The organism is Blautia sp. NSJ-175 (assembly GCF_022867815.1).
In the GTDB taxonomy this organism is placed as follows: domain Bacteria; phylum Bacillota; class Clostridia; order Lachnospirales; family Lachnospiraceae; genus Blautia; species Blautia celeris.
Genome location: NZ_JALIFQ010000005.1, coordinates 238,923 through 259,278 on the forward strand (window position 1 = coordinate 238,923; position 20,356 = coordinate 259,278).

The following is a 20,356-nucleotide window of genomic DNA, read 5'->3' on the forward strand; positions in this document are numbered from 1 at the left end:
TGTTGTTTTTTATACATATTAAAGATATCCACAGACACATGCAGCGCTTCCTCCTACAGTTCGTATATTTATACTAAAAAAGGCGCGGGACAATCGGCATTTTGTCCTGCGCCTTATTTACCTGTTTTATCTGCGGTTCCCCGCCTATTATCCCGCATCATCATCTGCTGCCATGGGAATCCTGATGGTACAGACTGTCCCTGTCTCTTCAAAACTTTCATAATGGATCTGAAAACAGCTTCCGTACCGCAGGCAGAGTCTGCACACCACATTGGATATGCCGTATCCCCCTTTCTTCTGGGGAAATGCCTGCTTTATCTCCTCCATTCCCTGGTACTGCATCTGGTTAAGCTTCTCCAGGATATCCGGCTCCATGACGCTGCCGTTGTTGCTGACCTGCAGAACCATAAAACCATCCGCGGCCTTTACATCCACTTTGATCCTTCCGCCTTCGTCTATGTCAGCGAAACCGTATTTGATACAGTTTTCCACCACAGGCTGCAGGATGATCTTGGGAATCTTCACCTGCAGAATGGACTCCTCCGCTTCTATCTCATACTGAAACAGATTCTCATTTCTGATCTGTTCTATATTCAGATAACATTTCACATGCTCCAGTTCATCTTTAAGGGAAACATCATTTTCACCCTTGCTGATACTGATTCTCAGCATACGGGACAGGGACTGGATCAGTTTCACCATCGTCTCATCGCCGTCCATCCTGGCAAGCATATGTACATTATCCAGTGTGTTATACAGAAAATGAGGATTGATCTGATAGACCAGTGAATTATATTCGTTGATGCGGATTTCCTCCTGCTCCTTTTTCACTTCTTCCATCAAACTGCCTATGTGCTTGAGCATTTTGTTATAGGAAACCGCCACATGGTCCAGCTCTGTGTTGGTGCTGATCTGTATTTCCTGATTCAGGCTCTCCCCGTCAAAATGGCTCATGATCCGGCTGATGCCTGAAATCGCTTTCCGGAAGGGATGTGATACAAAGGCAGACATAATGACGCAGACAATAGCAGAGATCAGCATGGTCAGGCCGAGACTTTTCAAAAAATTTCTCGCCGGAGCCTGCACCACAGATTCCGGTACAACGGAAAGAAAGATAAATTCCCCGTCCTTATCTGTATTGGCAAAACAAATTCTGCTGTCTGCCGCAAAGTGAACCACCTCACCGGCTTCATCCGGCAGTTCCTCCCTGGCTTTTCTCAAGATTTCACGGCTGATCTGTCCTTCCCCTCCCGTCCGGCAGCAGATCTCACCGTCCATGGTGACCATGGCATAGACTGCAGGTGTATGCTGATTCACATCAAAGAAAATATTGTCGTAAAAATCCTGGTTCAGCTTGACGATCAGAACTCCGGGGCTTACATTCTGCTCCATGTGCCGTATATTCCGGACCAGAAAAATGCCTGAATCTTCCTGTCCGTTCCGGTTAATCGTACTGTACATTATCTTTGTCAGGGAATAGTTATCCTTAAGCGCTTCACTTAATTCCTCTGACAGGATATCCTCCGGATTTACATTTTCTATCACTTTATTGGAGAAGTATTCATTCCCTTTATTGTCAATAAATATCCCATATTCCGTATACTGATTATTGGGATACCAGAGGCTTCTGTTGACGTATGCCTTATCCTGGGGCAGCAGTTCTTTCCTCTCCAGGGATTTCTGGATATAGGAATTTGTAATATAGCTTCTGGTCAGCTCATCAAATCCCTGCTCCATCATCTGGTAATTGCCAATCATCTTGCTGTTGCTGTGGGAATAGTTCTCCAGATTCAATTCTGTCACGTTTCTGTTTATGGAGCCTGCCAGGACAACCCCCATAATACCCAGGGGAAGGATTGCAGCCAGAATGGTAAAGACCACCAGCTTTTTGCGTATACCGTAAAATTGTTTACTGTTCTTCATACTTTTCTTTCCTGTACTCTGTCGGCAGACACCCTACATGCTTCTTGAACTGCTGTGTAAAATATGATGGGTTGGGTATCCCCACCTTCTCACAAATTTCCGTTATTGTATCGTCTGTAGTTTTTAACAGACTTTTCGCCAGCTTCATCCTCTCTTCCAGCAGATACTGTTTAAAAGACCTCTGCATTCCCTGCCCGAAAAGCCGGCCGAAATATACGGGATTTAGATGCACCTCCCTTGCCGCCATGCCTACACTCAAAAACTCATCATTCAGATGTTCCTGCACGTAGCAGACGGCCTGGCTGATATAAGTCCTGGCATGGCTGCGAATCTGATCCAGTTCTCTTAGATCCCTCTTCTTCTCATTCATCTGCTCCAGGTTTTCAACTGCCTGTACATATACTTCTTTTAATCCTTTTATAGCTCTGCTCAGTCCGGATATGCCATACCGAAAATCCACCGAGAATTTTTGTCTCAGCATCTCCAGTTCTCTCTCCAGGACCGGAAGTACCAAGTATTCTTCCCCGGAAGCTGCAAATATGATGATCCTGTACCCGCTTTCATTCTGAAAATAAAAATACTGATAGGCATCCCCCAGGTCACTTTCCAAAAAACCGGCAATCTCCTCCTGTGTTGCCGCCTGCATATATTTCCCGTCCTGTGTTCTGACAAAATCAATACAGACAGCCCGATAAAATAGGGCATCCCAATCCTTTCCCCCAAAACGCACCAATGCCTCCTGCAGCTCCTCCTCATCTATCTGATCCCCGCTGAACTTTCCCACCATATAATTTTCAAAGACTTTTCTGTTATTCTCTATGAAATGTTCATAGTCCTGTAGGATCTTCCTGCTCTTTCTGCTCTGCCGTATGGCGTTCGCAGCACTCAAAACAGCTTCCTCCAGTTTACTGTCCTCAATGGGTTTCAGAAGATATGTAAACGCCCCCAGTTCACATGCCCTCTGCGCATATTCAAAATCCCGGTATGCGCTGATGACAATCCATAAACATTTCTTCTCCGCCCGCCTGTCCACCTCCTGGATCAGGTCCAGGCCTGACATCTGTTTCATACGGATGTCTGTTATGACAATGTCCGGCCGTTTTTCCAAAATTTCATCCACGGCCTTCCTGGGATTTCGTGATGTGCCTGCCACCACTGCCCCCATTTTATCCCAGGAATAGGTAGTCTCCAACCCTTTTAAAATGATTGCCTCATCATCCACCAAAAAAATCTTGATCTTCTCCATTTTTCCGCCCCGCATCTTTTCGTATTTCATGGTAAGTTTTTCTTCCTGCTAAGAGGAATGTGCATTGTATAATGAATTTATTATACCGCGGAAAATGGGGTTTTGGTAGTCTTTAATCGCTGTTGGGAATTTTTAGAATTTATGACAGAGTTGTGCTGTGGCTTTGATATAAGAATTGTTCGGCAGGTGCGGTTTTGGCAGAGACAGAAGTCACTGCTACGCCGGGATTGGCGCTGTGTCGGAATTGCTGTTGCACCGGAATTGGTACAGCAATGTTTGCCCGGACCTATACCACACTTTAGTTTTCGTATAGGGCTGCTATATCATGCACTCTGCGTTTCATCTCCTCACGGATATGTAACGGCTCTAAACACTCGCATTTATCTCCGAAACTCATGAGAATATTATAATAATACTCATTTTCTATGAAAGGAAAGCTGACAATGTAATACGCATCACCGTCCGGCGAAAAATGTTCATACGTGCAAAAATCAAGTACCCTGTCCATGACAGATTTGTGGATGCGGATCTTAATTTCTGTCTGCATGGTTTCCAGGATTTCCGCAAAGCCTATAAAGGGTTTTTCATAATCCCGTGGTGTGAAAATTTTCTCCTGCATCTGCAGGTTCGACATACGGGATAATCTGAATAAGCGAAAATCATTTCTTGCATGGCAATACCCCTGTAAATACCAATGACTGCTTTTCAGTACAAGCTGATAAGGCTCAACGCTCCGTACGGTTTTATTCCCGTGGTGGGCTATATATTCAAATGAAAGCAGTTTACTCTCCTGCATTGCTGCTTTGATCTTTTCTAAATATGGCTGTATGTCGCTTTTTCCCATCCAGGGACTTAAATCTATACATATTTGATTTACTTTCAATTCAATTTCTTTTGCTCTGTCAGCGGGTATAAAGCTCTTGACTTTCGCAAGTGCGTGTACCAGCTCATCTCCCCGTACCATGTTTGAAAGGCTTGCAAGCCCCATCAGGAGAGCGGAAAGGTCCGCAGCAGAAAAAACTTTTTTATCGATCTTGTATCCCTCCATGATTTCAAAACCACCGCCCACTCCCGGTGCCCCGCGAACAGGAATCCCCGCCATGTTGATTGCATCTATATCGCGGTAGATTGTGCGGAGTGAGACTTCAAACATATCTGCCAGCTCCTGTGCACCGATACGTTTTTTATCAAGGAGTATCATAATAATGCTGACCAGTCTGTCTACTTTCATCTGATAGCCGCCTTTCGATTTGGATTGCTGCCATATTGTTGTCAACAATCACATGGTACAATAAGCCTGAAAACAAATCAATAAGTAATGATTCATCCAGTTGAATTGTTACGTGTATACGCTCATTAAAAATCGCTTTGCGATGGGGCAAATGTCAGCACAGTCAATGCGCAGACCTGACTGAACAGTAACATCAATACTAAAATGAAAACGGAGGAAATTTATGTTTACAATCTATGTTTATGTTCTTGATACCTTAGCCGACTGGGAGATTGGGTATGTCACCGCGGAGCTGAATTCCGGCCGATTTTTCAAAGAGGATGCACCGTCTGTATCGCTCAAGACGGTCAGTGATTCAAAAGAGCCTGTCCACACAATGGGCGGCCTGACAATTGTACCGGACTGCCTGGTCGAGGATATTGTGGTGAGCAAGACAAGCGTACTGCTGTTACCCGGTGCAAATACATGGAACGCCCCCAGCCGCGGCGCTATCATGAAAAAAGCAAGCGAATTTCTATCTTTTGGCGCTGCGGTATGTGCAATCTGTGGGGCTACCGCTGCACTTGCCGGCATTGGGGTATTGAATCAGCGCCCGCATACCAGCAATGGACCGGGATTTCTTGAAATGATCTCTCCCGGTTATAATGGGCAAAGTTTTTATATCGACAAGCCCTCCATATGGGATAACAACCTCATTACCGCAAGTTCCACCGGAGCTTTATTGTGGGCCAGACAAATCATTGCGTATTTAGGTGTTTTTCAAGCAGACACACTGGAAGCCTGGTATGAATATTTTAATACCGGTAAGCCTGAATATTTTTTTGCTCTTATGCAGACTTTGCCGTCAGGCACTGAGAGCTGATATATATTTTGTCATAGACAGATTACGGCAGGATTACATATGCCAGGCAAAACAGACATATACGAAAAGAGACATGGCATAAATTGTCATATCTCTTTTTTAAAGACTTACTTTTTCTGTTCTTTTGAGAATTGCTTATAATAATACTCTGCCTTTTCTCTATCCAGCATAAAGTGTCTTTGTAATTTTTCTATTATAATTGTTCTCTCTGTCCGCTCCTCCTCTTTTTCAGCTATAAACGCCCTTATCCCCTGTTCCAAGCCTTTTTCTATCCCCTTCTCGATTCCCTTCTCGATTCCTTCTTTTATTCCTTTTTCTACCCCTTCTTCATAACTGCGCTTTTTCTCATTTTTAATATGGCGTTCCGCATTATACTCTGTCAGTATCACGTCTTTCACCTCTCCTCGCTCTTTCTTCAGGAAATCCGCAAGAATACCTTCCGCAATACATTCCTCCACCGCTCTGTCCACTGCACCCTCCAAATCTTCGGGGTACATCTCCAGATACAGCCGCACCTTTGATACAAAAGAAGCATACTGCCACAACAAGCTGCAGTCTTCCATCAACTGTCTGTTATGTCCTGCATTGATATTCAGAACCGTGGCCACACATTCCAGGCAATAACTGTCCTGCTTCTTTTCAAATGCGTCACTCAGACGGTACTCCCGGCGGTCCGGTTCTTCCTCCGATCCGTTATAAAATACAATATACCGCGGAAGCGGGATTTTGATACGGCTGCCGGAATACAGATCAAGCTCTCTCTTTTCCACATATCCCTGATATACTCTTGCAAAATAAATCAATCCCCGCAGAGGCATATTGGGATTTCTGGTGGATTGGGCTTCATACAGATTCATCACACTGTCGATCAAAAAGGACAGGTCATTCTTTACACCCATATAAATGGCACCCTCAATTGTAGTGATCTCCAAATCCTCCGGATTTTGATAATTGGAATGATTGATGGCATTATAAAGCTTCAGTGCAGCCTTTCTGTTCCCGAAGATCATGCGGAACAGGCTATCCTTGTAATTTCTGTTTACTTGTTTCCTTCTGATGGCTCTGCTTATCTTTCTCCTTCTGTTTCTGTTCATATTTCCTCGTCTTTCCGAAGCAGCCATAAGCCTCAGGAACCTGTAAACATTATAACAGAATTATACCTGCTCCACAACTTGCCGCTTCCGCTGTTTTTTATTCAGTTACTTTTACATAGTGAATTCCGACAGAGATTGCCGATTGGATTAATATAGAAAATAAATTTTCAGAATATCTGTTAATTGAGTATAACAGAAATAACGCTCTGTTGCAATCGAAATATCTCCCAGCTCAACAAAACAGATTGTTAAATCCATCCGCCCCGGAACTGCGGCAATAAGAACACTGATTCGCAAATACTTTCTTGAATCCCATCCTTCTGCCGCATTTCCCGCAGCACCATCCGTGCGATGCCCACATACACATAACAGGAATGTAAGCCCGATAAAACCGCCTGTAAATATAAAACAGATACCTTTTCCCGTTATTTTTTCCAGATTAGTTCTGATTCTTCTAAGTCTGCCGAAAGTTCTTCAGGACGTTCAATCCTAAACTTACCGTAATACACCTCATCTATCTCATCTGCATTCCCAAGAAAAATCAAATGATCCTCTGTATCCTTCTGTAACAAAGCTCTTAATTCAGACCAGGGTGATTTATAGATATAAAAAAATGTCACATCTTTTTTCTCTCCGTCCCTTTCTAACTGGAAAAGAGTTTCTGGCAACACTTCCATCTAAATTACTGCCGATATATCGTACATAAAGTTTTTCATCAATTTTTTCGACTTTTATGCATGTACTGTCATAAGGAATGAAGAGTTTTGGCGTTACCAGTAAAGCATATGTGCCCAGCATTATGATAAATGCAAGAAAAACAGATACCGCAGAAACCACTGCTTTTTTATTCCGAAACTGTTTCTTTAAATATTTTAATGTCTTTATTTCTGCATCCTGTGCCCCGGACCCTAACGGCAGGATCATATCTTCATTAAGGAGTACCGCCTCCTTTCTGCAGGATTCACAGGATTTTAAATGCTCCTCTACCATATTCTTTGTATCCTCACTCACTACATCATCCAGATACAGAGGAAGCACATCTGTGACCCGGGCCCAGCCAGAACTTTTCCCGAAAAGTAACCCTATTTTCTCAAACGGCAGTTCTCCAAAAACCCTAAGGTTAAATACTTCCTTATAAGGCTCTTTCATATTGTGAAGAAACCGATGAATCAGAAAAGCCCTTTCTTCATCCACAAAATTTTCTTCAAAGGATGCCCCCGGATTTCCTGCATTATCAGGCAGTTCCTCATATGCATACATTTTTTTGCGTTTGCAATATGTGTAATATGTATTCTTCGCAATGGTAAAAAGCCATGCCCGTATATTCTTAAAGCCATCAAAGGTATCTATTGCTTTCAGGGCTTTGACAAATGTCTCCTGTGTGATTTCTTCTGCCATATCCTCACTGGCGGATAAACTGCGTAAATATAAAAAAACATCTTTGAAATAGGATTTATATATCTGCTCAAAGTCCATATCTTTCACCCCCTCCTATTCTATTAACTTCCGTGCCGCAGAAACGTTACATTTTTTATTTTCGATTTCTTTTATATTTCGTAACTGAAATAATTCACCGCAAAGGCATTATAGCAGAAAAATATCTTCCGTTACAGAAGTATGGTTTTTGTACCCCTTCGACGGTCTGATATTATTAGTATTTCCTGCCTTTTTATAAAATTGACGGACTTAATCCCAACGTGGTAAAATAAGCACATACCGGTTGTCAGGACATATAGGAAAGGAATATGTTATTATGAAACGAAGTACATTACATGCTATTTCTATAGTAATGCTGCTGCTTTTAATCGTTGCTAATAAATTTATACATGTGAACTCCACTATAGCAGCAGTTTGGATCATACTGGCCCTCATTGTCTTTGCAGTGGGATTTATAAAAGGCAGATTATAAAAGAGGTTCCAGATGAGCGATAAATTAAGAACATTTCATTTAGAAAAATATGAATAGTAGTATATCATTTACCAGGAGCTGCCTTTTCAAAAGGAACAAATATTTTATTCTATGGAGGTATTTATGAAAATCAGAAAAATGGAAATCAGCGATTATGACTCTGTTTACTCCCTCTGGATGTCCTGTCAAGGCATGGGTTTAAACAATATTGATGATGCAGAAGAAGGCATTGAAAGGTTTTTGAAAAGAAATCCAGACACCTGCTTTGTGGCAGAAGAAAACGGCCGGATTGCAGGTATCATCTTGGCGGGAAATGACGGAAGAAGGGGATATATCTATCACACAGCAGTCAGCCCATCGGCACGCCGGAAGGGAATCGGAAGCCAGCTGGTCCGTGCGGCGCTTGACGCACTAAAAAACCTTGGTATTATCAAAGCGGCACTTGTCACTTTTTCCAGGAATGAAGAGGGAAACCATTTCTGGGGAAAACAAGGATTCACTGTGAGAGATGACTTATTATACCGGAACAAAACACTGATAGAAATGACCCGGATTGATACCTGATATCACACCCCTGCGGCCTCTATATCCAAATACAACAGAAACTGTACCTCCTCATCCGCATCTCCATAATACGCATACCGGTTGACAGCGCCCAAATGGGCCCCCTGTTTAAAATAAAACGCAGCTGCCGGGACATTATTATTCTGGCATTCGATTTTAAGCTGGCAGAGCCCCAGCCCTTTTGCTTTTTTCATTACCATATCAAACAGTTTTCCTCCGACACCTCTGCGTTTATATGCGGAATCCACACGGATATCCCAGAGAATCCCCAAATCCTCTCTGCCCTCCAGCATATGAAGCTCCGCGCTGTTGCAGCACAGAACAGCTCCACCCACCGGCTTTTCTCCGTCAAAAGCCATGAAAAAGTGCCAGTTTGACAGATCAAACTGCTGATTCCACCTTTTATAATTCGCATGGCCGGAAAAATCTTTTATATATGGGGCTACGGCTCTTTTTATAAAACTGATACCGTCCAGATCTTTTATTACCACCTCATAGATTTCTTCAACCCTTACCTTCATTTCAACTTTATCATAGATGTAAGCATCTGTTTTCTCTATTTCTGTGTAACGAATTTCCTGATTTCGTTCCATAATCTTCCCCCTCACTCTTTACCCTGCAGCATATCTTACCCCAAACCCATAAGCCTGCATCAGCACCTGTACTTTCCTGTAATGCTTCCTTGCCGTATCATGTGGCCCTTCATCGCCTCCAGAAGTTCCCTTTTCCCTGCATCTTCTTCCAGGTCAAGGAAACAGTCCAGCTCTCCCCCTTTATCATGGGAATATCCAGATCATCCATGATAACAGCGTCGCTTCATTTTTCCCCATTTTCCATTCACCAGACTAATATTTACCTATATCTTAACACAAAACAACAGGGATATACAGTATGGTATTCCTTTTGTACAGTGGAAGGCTGAACGGTTACCGACATCCCTCCTTTCATCATCTGCTTCTGGACAAGGACAGAGCAGCCTGATACAATGGGAATATATGAGAAGGAGGGATCCGTATGTGTGGAAAGAAGACCGGTTTCTAAGTTAACTTATAAAAATCGGAGGTAATTATGAAATATACAATTAGGGAAATGTATCCGCAGGAGTATCCGCTTCTGGCAGATTTTTTGTATGAATCTATTTTCCAGCGGGAAGGGGACGATCCGTTTCCGAAAACAATCATCCATCAGCCTGAACTGCAAGTCTACATCAAAGATTTCGGGACCGGGAAAGATGATGCCTGCCTGTGCGCAGTGGTTGACAATAAGGTGGTTGGCGCAGTCTGGGTCAGAAATATTCACGGATATGGGGACCTTGATGATGAGACACCTGAATTTGCGATTTCTCTCTATAAAGAATACCGTGGATACGGCATCGGGACAGAACTTATAAGACAGATGCTGGAGTTATTAAGAAAAAAGGGGTATAAAAGAGCTTCCCTGTCCGTGCAAAAAGAAAATTACGCGCTGCGTATGTATCAAAAATGCGGCTTTAAACCCGTCATTGACAAAGAAGAAGAATTCATAATGGAATACCGCTTCTGAGATACCGCATTATAAAAAGGACTGCATATGATTGCCGGTGTGCAGCCCTTTTTTCTGCTTTAGGCAGCGCACATGCCAGTGCACTTAGACTCTCTGTCATCCCGGAACTCATCCATCTTTCACGCAACGTTCATGTAAATATAATAAACGTTAGTGCATGAACAGCGTTTACCGGAACAGCGGATGATATAATATAGACCACATTAACTGTTTTAGCCCATACACAGAATGACCATTCTATCACCCTTAAAACTCGGAAAGGAGATAACGCCAAATGGAAGTAACTTCTTCATTGTTTAACTCACTATTTAGCCTTAGTTTGATTCTTATATTTTGTTTTGTCTTATATCTTGTGATAAAACGAGCTGTTAAAAATGGTATTCTTGAAGCACATGATGAAATCCAAAAAAAGAATGGAAAAACAGAATAAGACTTATGGTATACAAAAAACCGCACCAGAACATTAATCCTTCCGGTGCGGTTTTTGGGAGACTGGATAAATATCGCAGGCCTGTAAAAACAGCCTGATATTCTCTTCTTCCTCTTTTCTTTTACTGCCTGTTCTTCCCAGTCTGTCGCACAGCCCCAGAAGCGCAATCTCATCTGCATCGGTATGATACTTCATTCCCTCAATATCTGCAAAGCGAAGTCCTTTCACAACGTACAGAATCTGCATATGATATCGAATCAGCTGTGAAACTTCCTCCACAAACTCCTGATCCTGCACAAACTGTGACAGAAATTTATGTGCCAGAACCGCGCCGGATTTATCATGGTCATATGCCGTGATCCTGCCTTTTCTTCTTCTGGTCGTTACCGCTTTTCCTATGTCATGAAGGATGGCTGCCCACATAAAAACCAACGGATTTTTGCTCCTGTTTTTTACTTTTGCCGCTTCATCTACAACGAGCATCGTATGATTCCATACATTACCTTCGGGATGGTGTATGGGAGACTGGACAGTATTTTTCAGCTTATGCAGCATATCAAACGGATACTGCTGAAAATCCGGATTCTCATAGATTTCATTTAAATAAATCGATGGCTCTCTATCCCTCATCAAATGGCTCTCTATATCAACATAGAGATTCTGCATGCTTTTTGTTATATCACTCATGTATTTTCCACCTCTCAGTCAGTATTCCACTGTAATAAATCTTTATTCTATTATCTGAAGAATACGGTTATATCAAGCCTTCCGTAAATCCCTCGAACTTCCATCCCCAACAAACAGTTCACCAAATTTACACACTTCCTCCTCAATTTTATCACAGAATCACGACAATTTCGCCACAATTATCCGATATGCTATAGACATAAACAAAGAGATACCAAATACAATAACAAACACAAAAAAACAAAAAATAAATAAAAAGTTGAGGAGGAATTCTTATGTCAAACTACTACGATTTTAATTCAGATAACAACAGCGAACTGTCCCATTACCCAATCTTTTCCGAAGGCCCGGCATCTTCTCCGAATCCGGATAAAAAGCCGTCCAAACGAAACCGGAACAAAAAGAAAACTCTGGCAAAACGCATTGGCTCCCTGACTCTGAGTGCTGTTCTGTTCGGTTCTGTGGCAGCCGGTTCTTTCCAGGCAGTCAATCATATTTACGCTGCCAATTCACCTGCCGCAGCCGCAAATACATCTGCTGGCAGCACAAGTGATACAAAGGCCGGTCTTCTGAAGACCACAGCAGTTTCCGGCGGTTCCGGCAGCAATACGGGAAGCCTGGATGTTTCCGATATTGCAGCGGCAGCCATGCCCTCCATTGTATCTATAACCAATAAATCCGTACAGGAGGTTCAGAATTATTTCAGCCAGTTCGGATACGGCGGTTATCCCCAGACTCAGGAGACGGAAAGCCAGGGTTCCGGTATCATCATTGGGAAAAATGACACGGAACTTCTGATTGTAACCAACAATCACGTTGTGGAAAATGCAGACACCCTCTCCGCATGTTTTATTGACAACAATGTACTGGAAGCAAAAGTGAAAGGAACTGATGCGGACAACGATCTGGCCGTTATTGCCGTTCCGCTGGACAGCATTTCCGACGAAACCATGTCCGCCATCGCGGTTGCCAATATCGGCGATTCCGACTCCCTGAAGGTGGGCGAGCAGGTTGTAGCCATCGGCAATGCCCTTGGCTACGGACAGTCCGTCACAACAGGCATTGCAAGCGCTGTGAACCGTACACTCTCCGGCTCTTCCTCAGAAGCAGGTACCGATGATTCTAACGCTGCCACTTACATCCAGACAGACGCTGCCATCAACCCGGGAAACAGCGGCGGCGCCCTTCTCAATATGAACGGCGAGGTCATTGGCATCAACTCCGCCAAACTGGCTTCCACAGAGGTGGAAGGCATGGGATATGCCATTCCAATGTCAAGGGCATCAGATATCATTGAAAACCTTATGAACAAAACAACACGCGAAAAAGTTGCGGAAGGCGAACAGGGCAGTCTCGGGATCAAAGGTGCCGATGTCACAAGTGAGGCAGAAGAAATCTACGGCCTTCCCAAAGGCGTATATATCTCAGACGTCACCCAAGGCAGCGCAGCAGAGAAAGCAGGCATCACCCCGGGCAGCGTCCTGACTAAATTTGACGGCGAATCCGTCACTGCGATCAGCCAGCTTCAGAATCTGCTCCAGTATTATAAGGCAGGCGAGACCGTGGAGGTAACTCTGCAGGTTCCCGGCCAGAACAACAGCTATGAAGAAAAGACGGTCTCCATCACACTCGGAAGCAGCACAGATACACAGAACAGCCAGGAAAGCAATGCTCCCTCTCCTGCAGGGAATAACTTTCGCTGATACAAATGTCTCATATCATACAAAATGCTCCGGCCGCGGTATTTACAGAACCGCGGCCGGAGCCTCTTTTATCAGTTACTGAAAATTTGACACATAGATATACGCATCCTCCAGCGTCACCTTTGCCGGGCTGCAGGGAACATCCGGCTTTTCCGGACTGATCACCCGGACCGTCATCCCGTCCTCCTGAATCTGTTTGGATGAAACACGGTATTTCTGTTCCAAAGAGCGCACCTGCGCCTCCTCCTCCATTCTGCAGATCCAGGTATGTCCCTCTGCCCTTTTTAACAGCTCTTTCACGGAACCGCTGTAAAGCATTTTTCCTTTTTTGAGCACAGTCAGCTGGCTGCAGGTGGCCGCCAGATCCTCCACCACATGAGTGGAAAACAAGACGGTTCTCCCCACGGCAAACTCCACCAGAAGATTTCTGATACGGATTCTCTCCTCCGGGTCAAGACCGGTCGTAGGCTCATCCACAATGAGAAACTCCGGTTCATTTAAAAGCGCCTGGATCAGGCCGACTCTCCGCTTCATTCCGCCGGACAACTGTTTCATTTTCTTCTTCTGGTGCTCCTCCAGACTTGTCTTTTCCAGATAATAATCAAGCCTTTTTTTACATTCATCTTTTGGTATACCGGACAGTCCTCCCAGATATTCCAGGCATTCCCGTACCGTCAGGTTCGGATACAGGGAAAGCTCCTGGGGCAGATACCCGATTTTCTTCTGTATGGAAGGATAATTGCTCTCCCGATACACCAAATGATTCATTAATACATCCCCGGATGTGGGTTTTAACAGTGTTGCCAGCACCCGCATGAGCGTTGTCTTTCCCGCTCCGTTTTCACCCAGAAGTCCGTATACGCCGGAGGGAATTGTAAACGAAACATCATCCAATGCCTTCACATTCTTTTGAAACGCAACGGTTACATTTTCTAATCTAACTGACATATTATCACCTTTTTCCTTTCATTCTCTTCTTACCAAAATGTCTGCCGAAATTTCCGACTGCTCCAATGCAGACAGCTCCCAGGACCAGTGCGGTAATCTTCCCGTAAATCCACCGTAAGTCCCCATCCCCCATTTCCGTCCCTCCAAATGCAAAGATCTGAAGAAAAAGGGGCAGTTTTAAAGCTCCGCTCGATATAAGAAAAAACCAGAGTGCTGCTGCTGCGCCAATGCCCCCCCAAAGGCTCCCGGTTATTTTGGAAATAAGCACCGGAAGTGCTCCGAACAAGACGATACTCGCTGCTGTTGCCGCCATTGCTGTTACAAAATGATAAAGTTCATTCTCCCGTATATATGGCTGCTGTATAAGATAAAATAATCCGTATCCTGCTGCTGCCGTACCGATCAAAAAAACATACTGAACAGCAAATCGTTTGAGAATGGTCAGCCTCTGCTGTTTTCCCGGCTTTATGGCAAGTATTTCCCATCCGCCTCCCGGAATCTCCTGATAGCAGGTATCCGCACACAGGACAAGCGCCAGCAGTGTAACATAAGTATCAATGGTCAGCCCGATTTCGTTTACGCTTGAAATCCCCCTCACAATTGCCAGAATGAGGATGAAAAACAGAGCACATATCATTTTATACGGCGGCAGGCTTATTTTTATTTCTTTCATCCAAATACCCTCCTCTTCTTCCATGTTCTCACGCAGACCCATATGATCACAGCTGCTGCAATGAGAAGCGCAGTCTGGTTCATAAGAGCCAGCGGAGGCGGCGTGGTATCCAAAAACAGTCCCGGAAAGCGGACTATAATAGCCAGAGGCCTTCCGAAATAGCCGTAATTTCCATCCGGCCCGATACTTCCCATATTGGAATAGAGCATATACAGGATCAGAAGCGGTGTTGCCGGCAGCGGATTCTTAAAAAAGAAGGCAGTCAGAGCATACACACAGATGACCATAAGAAGATTGGGAAGGATATACACCGCAGCCGACGCGAATACATCCCACACGGCAACGGGAAACCCCTGTTCCATTCCTCTGTGCATACACAGAAAAGTAAATACCCCGGTCATAACCGTAAGCGGCAGCAAAAGTGCCGTAAAACCGCCCGCTATTTTCCCGGTCACATACTTCCATGCGGAAACAGGCTTTGTGTGAAGCAGTTCATAAGTATTCTTCCTGGTATCCTGAAGGAATAAAAATGCCATCAGTATAGATGAAAAAAACACGAAGAAAAGCCCTGCAAAATCCGTATATTTCTTGGCAAAGTATTCTGAATACCGCATCTGGCTGAATTTTTCATCCATATACGCGTTGACTTCCTCTGCAGTCCCCTGTCTGAGCTCTGCCTCCTGGAAATAATAATCCGCATTGGGATAATCATAATGTTCAATCAGGTAATTCATGATTTCTTCCTGGCTGTACCCCTCTTCCAGAAACATTTTTGTCATCTGATCTGTTTCCTCTTTACTGATTCCCGAATCCTCATTGAGATCTCTGCAGATATCCGGCATGGCGATCTCAATCTGTTCTTTTTCTGTGGAAGGAAAATATCCATCCATCACATCCGCATCACCTATATGCTCTAATTTTGCCGCCTCCACCTGTGCATCACTTTCCCAGTAATGCAGCTGCAGATAAGGCTGCATGATCTGAAAAACCTCAAAGAATATCAGCAGAATACCCACATAATAGATGGGATTTTTGAAATAATTTTTAAGCTCTCTTTTCATTATTACCTTCATATTGTTTTCCTCCTGTCTTGATCTTATTGTAAAACAGAAATCACAACAAAAAGACAACAAAAAAAGAACTGCCAAACATGACAGCTCTTTTACGGAGCAAACACACGGGCCGTGTGAGCATTTTTTTCTGCTGACACGGTCACCACCACATATTCTGAATGTCCTCCTGTGCGTATGGGATATCCCCAGCCGCCTATACCGGAACTCACGATCACCTGAAGTCCGCCGATCTCTTTCCATCCATAATTCAGCTCTGTAAACCCGATCAGCTCTCCCACCTGCCCGGTAGGCCAGATCTGTCCCGCATGGGTATGGCCGGAAAGCTGAAGGTCCACACCCGCCTCTGCATTTTCCCGAAGTTCTGTGGGCTGATGGTCCAGAAGAAGCACAAAAGTATTGCCGTCTATCTCCCTGCACAGCTCCTCTATCCCGGTTCTTCCCTTTGGAGAGACCATGCTCCCGACAGAGGCGTCTGTTCTTCCGATGACAGTCAGCTCATCGTTTACGGTATAAACCTGATCTTTTAGTACAACGATGCCGCTGCTTTCCAGTATACTGCAAAGCTCCTCCGGTGAATAGACCGGGGTGCCGGTATACGCATTATAGTCATGGTTTCCGAACACATAATACGTGCCATATTCAGCCCCAATATCACCCAGAACTTTTGCCGCGGCTTCCATCTCCTGCCTGGATGTATTTTCATCAAATATATCCCCGGTCAGGGCGATCAGATCCGGCTTTTCCCTCTGCATCTTATCGCAGCAGTCTTTTAATTTTCCTATATCCATGGTGGTACCCATGTGAAGATCCGAAATCTGGAGAATTTTCAAATCCCGGCTCAGTTGTTTTTCTGTCTCAATCCGGTATTCGGTCCTTCTGATATCATTTATATTAAAATAACCGTATCCTGCGATCAAACAGATCACCAAAAGAGGAATCACACCGCTTGCGTGGAGGAACCCCCATATCTTACGGGCTTTTTTCTTTCGGAACTTTCCTCTGCAGATAAAGTAAATGCCATCCATCAAAATACTGAGCACAAAAAAATGTAGGATGATCACAGCTCCCAGCCCATACAACATCCACCCCTGGGCCACACAGGCAAGTGTTATGAGCAGAGACAAAATCCGCACCGCCTTTTTCTGCTTTCCCAGTCCAAAAAGCCCAAGGAAACGCCTGAAAAAGAAATAGAGGTATGTCCCCACCGGGATATAAACCACCAGAGGAAACAGCAGATAACTCATTGATTCAGCCTCCGATGATCAGCCGTTCAGCTTCTCTGCAAAATCAGCCATGGCCTCTGAAATCTTGATCTGCTGCGGACAGACTGCCTCACAGCTTTTACATCCGATACACGCACCGGGCTGCTTCTCCTTTGGTACCGCCTGCAGAGCCATAGGCGCCAGAAAGCCGCCGCCTGTAAAGCAGTGCTCATTATACAGCTCCAGAAGCATGGGAATGTCCAGCTCCTGAGGACAATGGCTGGTGCAGTAACGGCATGCCGTGCAGGGCAGAGCAATGTGCTTTACCATGCTGTCAGCGATCTCAAACAGAACTTTTTTCTCCTGTTCATCCAGAGGCTTATCCGTCTCAAAGGTATGTATATTATCCTGCATCTGCGCAAAATCAGACATGCCGGACAGGATCATCTTCACTTCCGGGATTCCCTGCAGGAACCGGAAAGCCCATGCCGGAACATCCTCATCCGGACGCAGCGCCTTTAACCTGTCACTGTCTTCGGCGGACAGGGAGGCAAGGCGTCCTCCGCGCAGAGGCTCCATTACCCATACCGGAATATGATGGGCATTTAACAGCTCCACTTTGTCTTTTGCATTCTGAAAAGACCAGTCAAGATAATTTAACTGAATCTGGCAGAACTCCATATGCTCTCCGTATGCATCTAAAAAACGCTTCATAACGTCATAACTTCCATGAGCGGAAAAGCCCAGGTGACGGATTCTTCCCTTTTCCTTCTGCTTCATCAGATAGTCGAAAATACCGTATTTCTCATCCAGATACGCGTCAATGTTCATCTCGCACACGTTGTGGAACAGGTAAAAATCAAAGTAGTCCACCTGGCATTTTTCCAACTGTTTTTCAAATATCTCTTCCGCTTTATCCATATTGGAAAGGTCATACCCCGGGAATTTTGTAGCCAGATAATAGGTACTGCGTGGGTATTGATTTAAAATCCTGCCCATAACGGTTTCTGAATTTCCCTCATGATACCCCCAGGCGGTGTCATAATAATTGATGCCGTGTTCCATGGCGTATGCCACCATCTCAGCGGCTGCCGGTTCATCAATCCTGGAATCCTCTCCGTCAATGACCGGAAGACGCATGGCTCCCATTCCAAGCGCAGATAATTCCATATCCTGAAAATTTTTATAAATCATTTTGTACGCTCCCTTCTTCTGCTTATTGTATCTATTTTATATCATTGCTGCACATGACGCAAATACTTATAACGTATGTTTTTCCATAGCTTCCGGTTATGAATAAGCACTCAGCCTGTCTGAACGGCTGCAGTTATAGGGCTGTATCCGTCCGGGATTCTTCTATGCAAAATCCTGCTTTTACATAGGCCCCGCCCAGATCGGCGCTGCCCAGAAGCAGTTTTCCTCCATGCTTCTCGCAGTATAATTTGCTCAGATACATGCCAAGGCCAAAGTGTTTCAGGTCATCTGCCAGATTATCGTGATAGAAGGGTTTCGTGATTGCTTCCGCTTCGGCGTGGAACCCTTCCCCGTCATCCCCCATGGAGATAAACAGCATATGGTCCTTCACTTCCATGGTGATCACAACTATATGGCGGGCATACCGCACGGCATTCCCCAGCAGATTGTCGAACACCTCGCAGATGATAGAAGAATCCCCCCAAAAGTGGTCCGGCATCCCCTCCGCTTTTATGACCGTATGGCACGGTTCCCGGTCTGCCAAGGCCTTTGCTGCCTGTTCCATATACCGAAGCAGAACAGCAGTCTCTATTTTCTCTGCATGCATCTCCCTCTCCTCAATACCGGAGAGCTGTCTCATCTGTTCCACAAAGGCATTCATTCTGTCGATCTGCTGCATTCCTTCCGTCAGCATTTCCTCCATATCCTGCCGGCTTAACTGCTCTGTGGGCAGAAACTCTATAAGTGTTTCCTGGTATCCCCGCAGCACCGCAAGAGGGGAACGGATATCATGGGCAATGACTGCCTTCAGCGTCCGCTCCTGTTCCACTGCGGACCAGAGTTTTTGGTTGTTTTCCCTAAGCTGGGCGCGCATACGGTCAAATTCCCGGCACAGGCTGCCCATCTCATCCTTCTTCCTGTAATCCACAGGAAAATCCAGGTTATTCTCCTGTATTTTCCTGGAGCCTTCTGTCAGTATCTGAAGCGGTTCTTTTATCTTGTCACGATAGAAGCAGAATACCGCGATCACACTGCCGATCATGGGAATGACAAGCATGGTCCAGGTCTCCACTGCATCGCAGATTTCCGTTATGACATGGTCCCTGTGCAGCATATCATTCTGCGCAGGCCTTGTGATCTCAGCGATGTATCCTGTCTTCTCCTCATAATCCGATACTTTGTCCCCGTCCATATAGCCGGCCCAGATCTGCTTCTGCGTCTGTTCCGCCATCCTGACGATTCCCGCAGACAAGAAAAAGGAGATGACAATTGCAGCGGACATATAGAGCACGATAGTTTTTCTGAGCGAAAGATTTCTTATTTTTTCCATCGGTATCCACTTCCCCACACGGTCTCAATATATTCTGTACCGGTGTACTCCCCTATTTTTCTGCGTATTCTCCGAATCAGCTCTGTGATCACCCTGCTGTCGCCCTCCGCATCATAACCGCAGACTTTTTCGTAAATCCTCTCCTTGTCAAACACCTGGCCCGGATTCTTGGAAAGGAATTCCACAATGTCGTACTCCAGCTTTGTAAGCTCCAGTTCATGTTCATCATAGAGGACTTTTCTGGCGCTGTAGTCTAAAAGCAGGCCCTCCCGGTATCGAAGCTGCGGCCTTTTCCTGTTTCGCTCTTCTCTCTTTATATGCGCCCCGATCCTGGCTTCCAGTTCTTTCAGGCTGAATGGCTTGACAATATAATCATCACCCCCCGAAAGCAGGCCGTTCACCCGGTCCTGCTCCTCCACTCTGGCTGTGAGAAACAGAATGGGACATGAGACAAATTCCCTGATTTTCACACACAGCTCCATTCCATCCATGCGGGGCATATTGATGTCCAGCAAAATCAGGTCCGGGGTATCTTCAATCCTCTTCAATGCCTCCAGACCGTCCTCAGCCAGCAAAATGCGGTATCCCCTTAAGCGGAAATAATTCTCCAGCATTTTCAGGAGAGCTTTATCATCATCCACAAACAACAGTTTATACATATATCTTTCCTTTCAGGCTCTATGGGCCACCTGTTTTTAAGACAGGGCCTCGATTATTTTAAAACAGAACGAAAAAAACGGCGCAC

General features: G+C 44.9%; 19 protein-coding genes. 5 read left to right on the top strand and 14 right to left on the bottom strand.

Annotation, left to right across the window (positions count from 1 at the left end; translation table 11 throughout):
• Positions 1–147 precede the first annotated feature (147 nt).
• The 3 genes from MUB35_RS10295 to MUB35_RS10305 all read right to left on the bottom strand — a co-directional run bounded on the left by MUB35_RS10295 (position 148) and on the right by MUB35_RS10305 (position 4,400).
• Positions 148–1,923 carry a cache domain-containing sensor histidine kinase gene (locus MUB35_RS10295; RefSeq protein ID WP_244806152.1) on the bottom strand — a complete coding sequence of 592 codons (1,776 nt, stop codon included), beginning with the start codon at positions 1,921–1,923 and terminating at the stop codon, positions 148–150.
• Positions 1,910–3,199, bottom strand: coding sequence for a response regulator transcription factor (locus MUB35_RS10300; protein WP_244806153.1), 1,290 nt, complete (start codon positions 3,197–3,199; stop codon positions 1,910–1,912). The genes MUB35_RS10295 and MUB35_RS10300 overlap by 14 nt, the downstream gene beginning before the upstream one ends.
• A gap of 268 nt (positions 3,200–3,467) precedes the next feature.
• Positions 3,468–4,400 (bottom strand): helix-turn-helix transcriptional regulator, encoded by a 933-nt coding sequence (locus MUB35_RS10305; protein ID WP_244806154.1) that lies wholly within the window; start codon positions 4,398–4,400, stop codon positions 3,468–3,470.
• A gap of 223 nt (positions 4,401–4,623) precedes the next feature.
• Between MUB35_RS10305 and MUB35_RS10310 the strand changes: the two genes are divergently transcribed.
• Entirely contained in the window at positions 4,624–5,262 is a 639-nt protein-coding gene (locus MUB35_RS10310; RefSeq protein WP_244806155.1) for a type 1 glutamine amidotransferase family protein, read from the top strand.
• Positions 5,263–5,369: 107 nt separating this feature from the next.
• On the opposite strand, the gene MUB35_RS10315 is transcribed toward MUB35_RS10310, so the two are convergent.
• Together MUB35_RS10315 and MUB35_RS30650 are read right to left on the bottom strand one after the other, a co-directional pair.
• Positions 5,370–6,356 carry a hypothetical protein gene (locus MUB35_RS10315; RefSeq protein WP_244806156.1) on the bottom strand — a complete coding sequence of 329 codons (987 nt, stop codon included), beginning with the start codon at positions 6,354–6,356 and terminating at the stop codon, positions 5,370–5,372.
• 597 nt (positions 6,357–6,953) lie between these two features.
• The gene (locus tag MUB35_RS30650) at positions 6,954–7,832 is read right to left on the bottom strand and encodes a sigma-70 family RNA polymerase sigma factor (protein ID WP_331477466.1); all 879 of its coding nucleotides are present in this window, start codon (positions 7,830–7,832) and stop codon (positions 6,954–6,956) included.
• 556 nt (positions 7,833–8,388) lie between these two features.
• Here MUB35_RS30650 and MUB35_RS10330 point away from each other — a divergent pair.
• Positions 8,389–8,829: a GNAT family N-acetyltransferase gene (locus MUB35_RS10330; RefSeq protein WP_103732661.1), complete on the top strand. Its 441-nt coding sequence runs from the start codon at positions 8,389–8,391 to the stop codon at positions 8,827–8,829.
• 2 nt (positions 8,830–8,831) lie between these two features.
• Here the strand turns inward: MUB35_RS10330 and MUB35_RS10335 are convergent, their stop codons facing one another.
• Positions 8,832–9,422, bottom strand: coding sequence for a GNAT family N-acetyltransferase (locus MUB35_RS10335; protein ID WP_244806157.1), 591 nt, complete (start codon positions 9,420–9,422; stop codon positions 8,832–8,834).
• A 475-nt stretch (positions 9,423–9,897) separates the two neighbouring features.
• On the opposite strand from MUB35_RS10335, the gene MUB35_RS10340 reads away from it, so the two are divergent.
• Together MUB35_RS10340 and MUB35_RS31015 are read left to right on the top strand one after the other, a co-directional pair.
• Positions 9,898–10,371: a GNAT family N-acetyltransferase gene (locus tag MUB35_RS10340; RefSeq protein WP_054352562.1), complete on the top strand. Its 474-nt coding sequence runs from the start codon at positions 9,898–9,900 to the stop codon at positions 10,369–10,371.
• A gap of 274 nt (positions 10,372–10,645) precedes the next feature.
• The gene (locus tag MUB35_RS31015) at positions 10,646–10,801 is read left to right on the top strand and encodes a DUF6019 family protein (RefSeq protein ID WP_225305356.1); all 156 of its coding nucleotides are present in this window, start codon (positions 10,646–10,648) and stop codon (positions 10,799–10,801) included.
• A 33-nt stretch (positions 10,802–10,834) separates the two neighbouring features.
• On the opposite strand, the gene MUB35_RS10350 is transcribed toward MUB35_RS31015, so the two are convergent.
• Complete coding sequence (locus tag MUB35_RS10350) at positions 10,835–11,488, bottom strand: HDIG domain-containing metalloprotein (RefSeq protein ID WP_244806158.1); 654 nt, start codon at positions 11,486–11,488, stop codon at positions 10,835–10,837.
• Positions 11,489–11,763: 275 nt separating this feature from the next.
• On the opposite strand from MUB35_RS10350, the gene MUB35_RS10355 reads away from it, so the two are divergent.
• The gene (locus tag MUB35_RS10355) at positions 11,764–13,191 is read left to right on the top strand and encodes a S1C family serine protease (protein WP_103733008.1); all 1,428 of its coding nucleotides are present in this window, start codon (positions 11,764–11,766) and stop codon (positions 13,189–13,191) included.
• 75 nt (positions 13,192–13,266) lie between these two features.
• Here MUB35_RS10355 and MUB35_RS10360 read toward each other — a convergent pair whose 3' ends face one another.
• From MUB35_RS10360 to MUB35_RS10390, 7 genes are all read right to left on the bottom strand, one after another.
• Positions 13,267–14,139 (bottom strand): ABC transporter ATP-binding protein, encoded by an 873-nt coding sequence (locus tag MUB35_RS10360; RefSeq protein ID WP_244806159.1) that lies wholly within the window; start codon positions 14,137–14,139, stop codon positions 13,267–13,269.
• Positions 14,140–14,143: 4 nt separating this feature from the next.
• Positions 14,144–14,812, bottom strand: a complete 669-nt coding sequence (locus MUB35_RS10365) for a hypothetical protein (RefSeq protein WP_227244335.1) — start codon at positions 14,810–14,812, stop codon at positions 14,144–14,146.
• Positions 14,809–15,885, bottom strand: a complete 1,077-nt coding sequence (locus MUB35_RS10370; RefSeq protein WP_033142996.1) for an ABC transporter permease — start codon at positions 15,883–15,885, stop codon at positions 14,809–14,811. Before MUB35_RS10370 ends, MUB35_RS10365 begins: the two co-directional genes overlap by 4 nt.
• A gap of 89 nt (positions 15,886–15,974) precedes the next feature.
• Positions 15,975–17,129 carry a metallophosphoesterase gene (locus tag MUB35_RS10375; protein ID WP_244806160.1) on the bottom strand — a complete coding sequence of 385 codons (1,155 nt, stop codon included), beginning with the start codon at positions 17,127–17,129 and terminating at the stop codon, positions 15,975–15,977.
• An 18-nt stretch (positions 17,130–17,147) separates the two neighbouring features.
• Positions 17,148–18,281 carry an aldo/keto reductase gene (locus tag MUB35_RS10380; protein ID WP_103732510.1) on the bottom strand — a complete coding sequence of 378 codons (1,134 nt, stop codon included), beginning with the start codon at positions 18,279–18,281 and terminating at the stop codon, positions 17,148–17,150.
• Between the two features lie 133 nt (positions 18,282–18,414).
• On the bottom strand, positions 18,415–19,611 hold the full coding sequence (locus MUB35_RS10385; protein WP_033142993.1) for a HAMP domain-containing sensor histidine kinase: 1,197 nt from the start codon (positions 19,609–19,611) through the stop codon (positions 18,415–18,417).
• The gene (locus MUB35_RS10390; protein WP_054352549.1) at positions 19,599–20,270 is read right to left on the bottom strand and encodes a response regulator transcription factor; all 672 of its coding nucleotides are present in this window, start codon (positions 20,268–20,270) and stop codon (positions 19,599–19,601) included. The genes MUB35_RS10385 and MUB35_RS10390 overlap by 13 nt, the downstream gene beginning before the upstream one ends.
• Between the last annotated feature and the right edge of the window lie 86 nt (positions 20,271–20,356).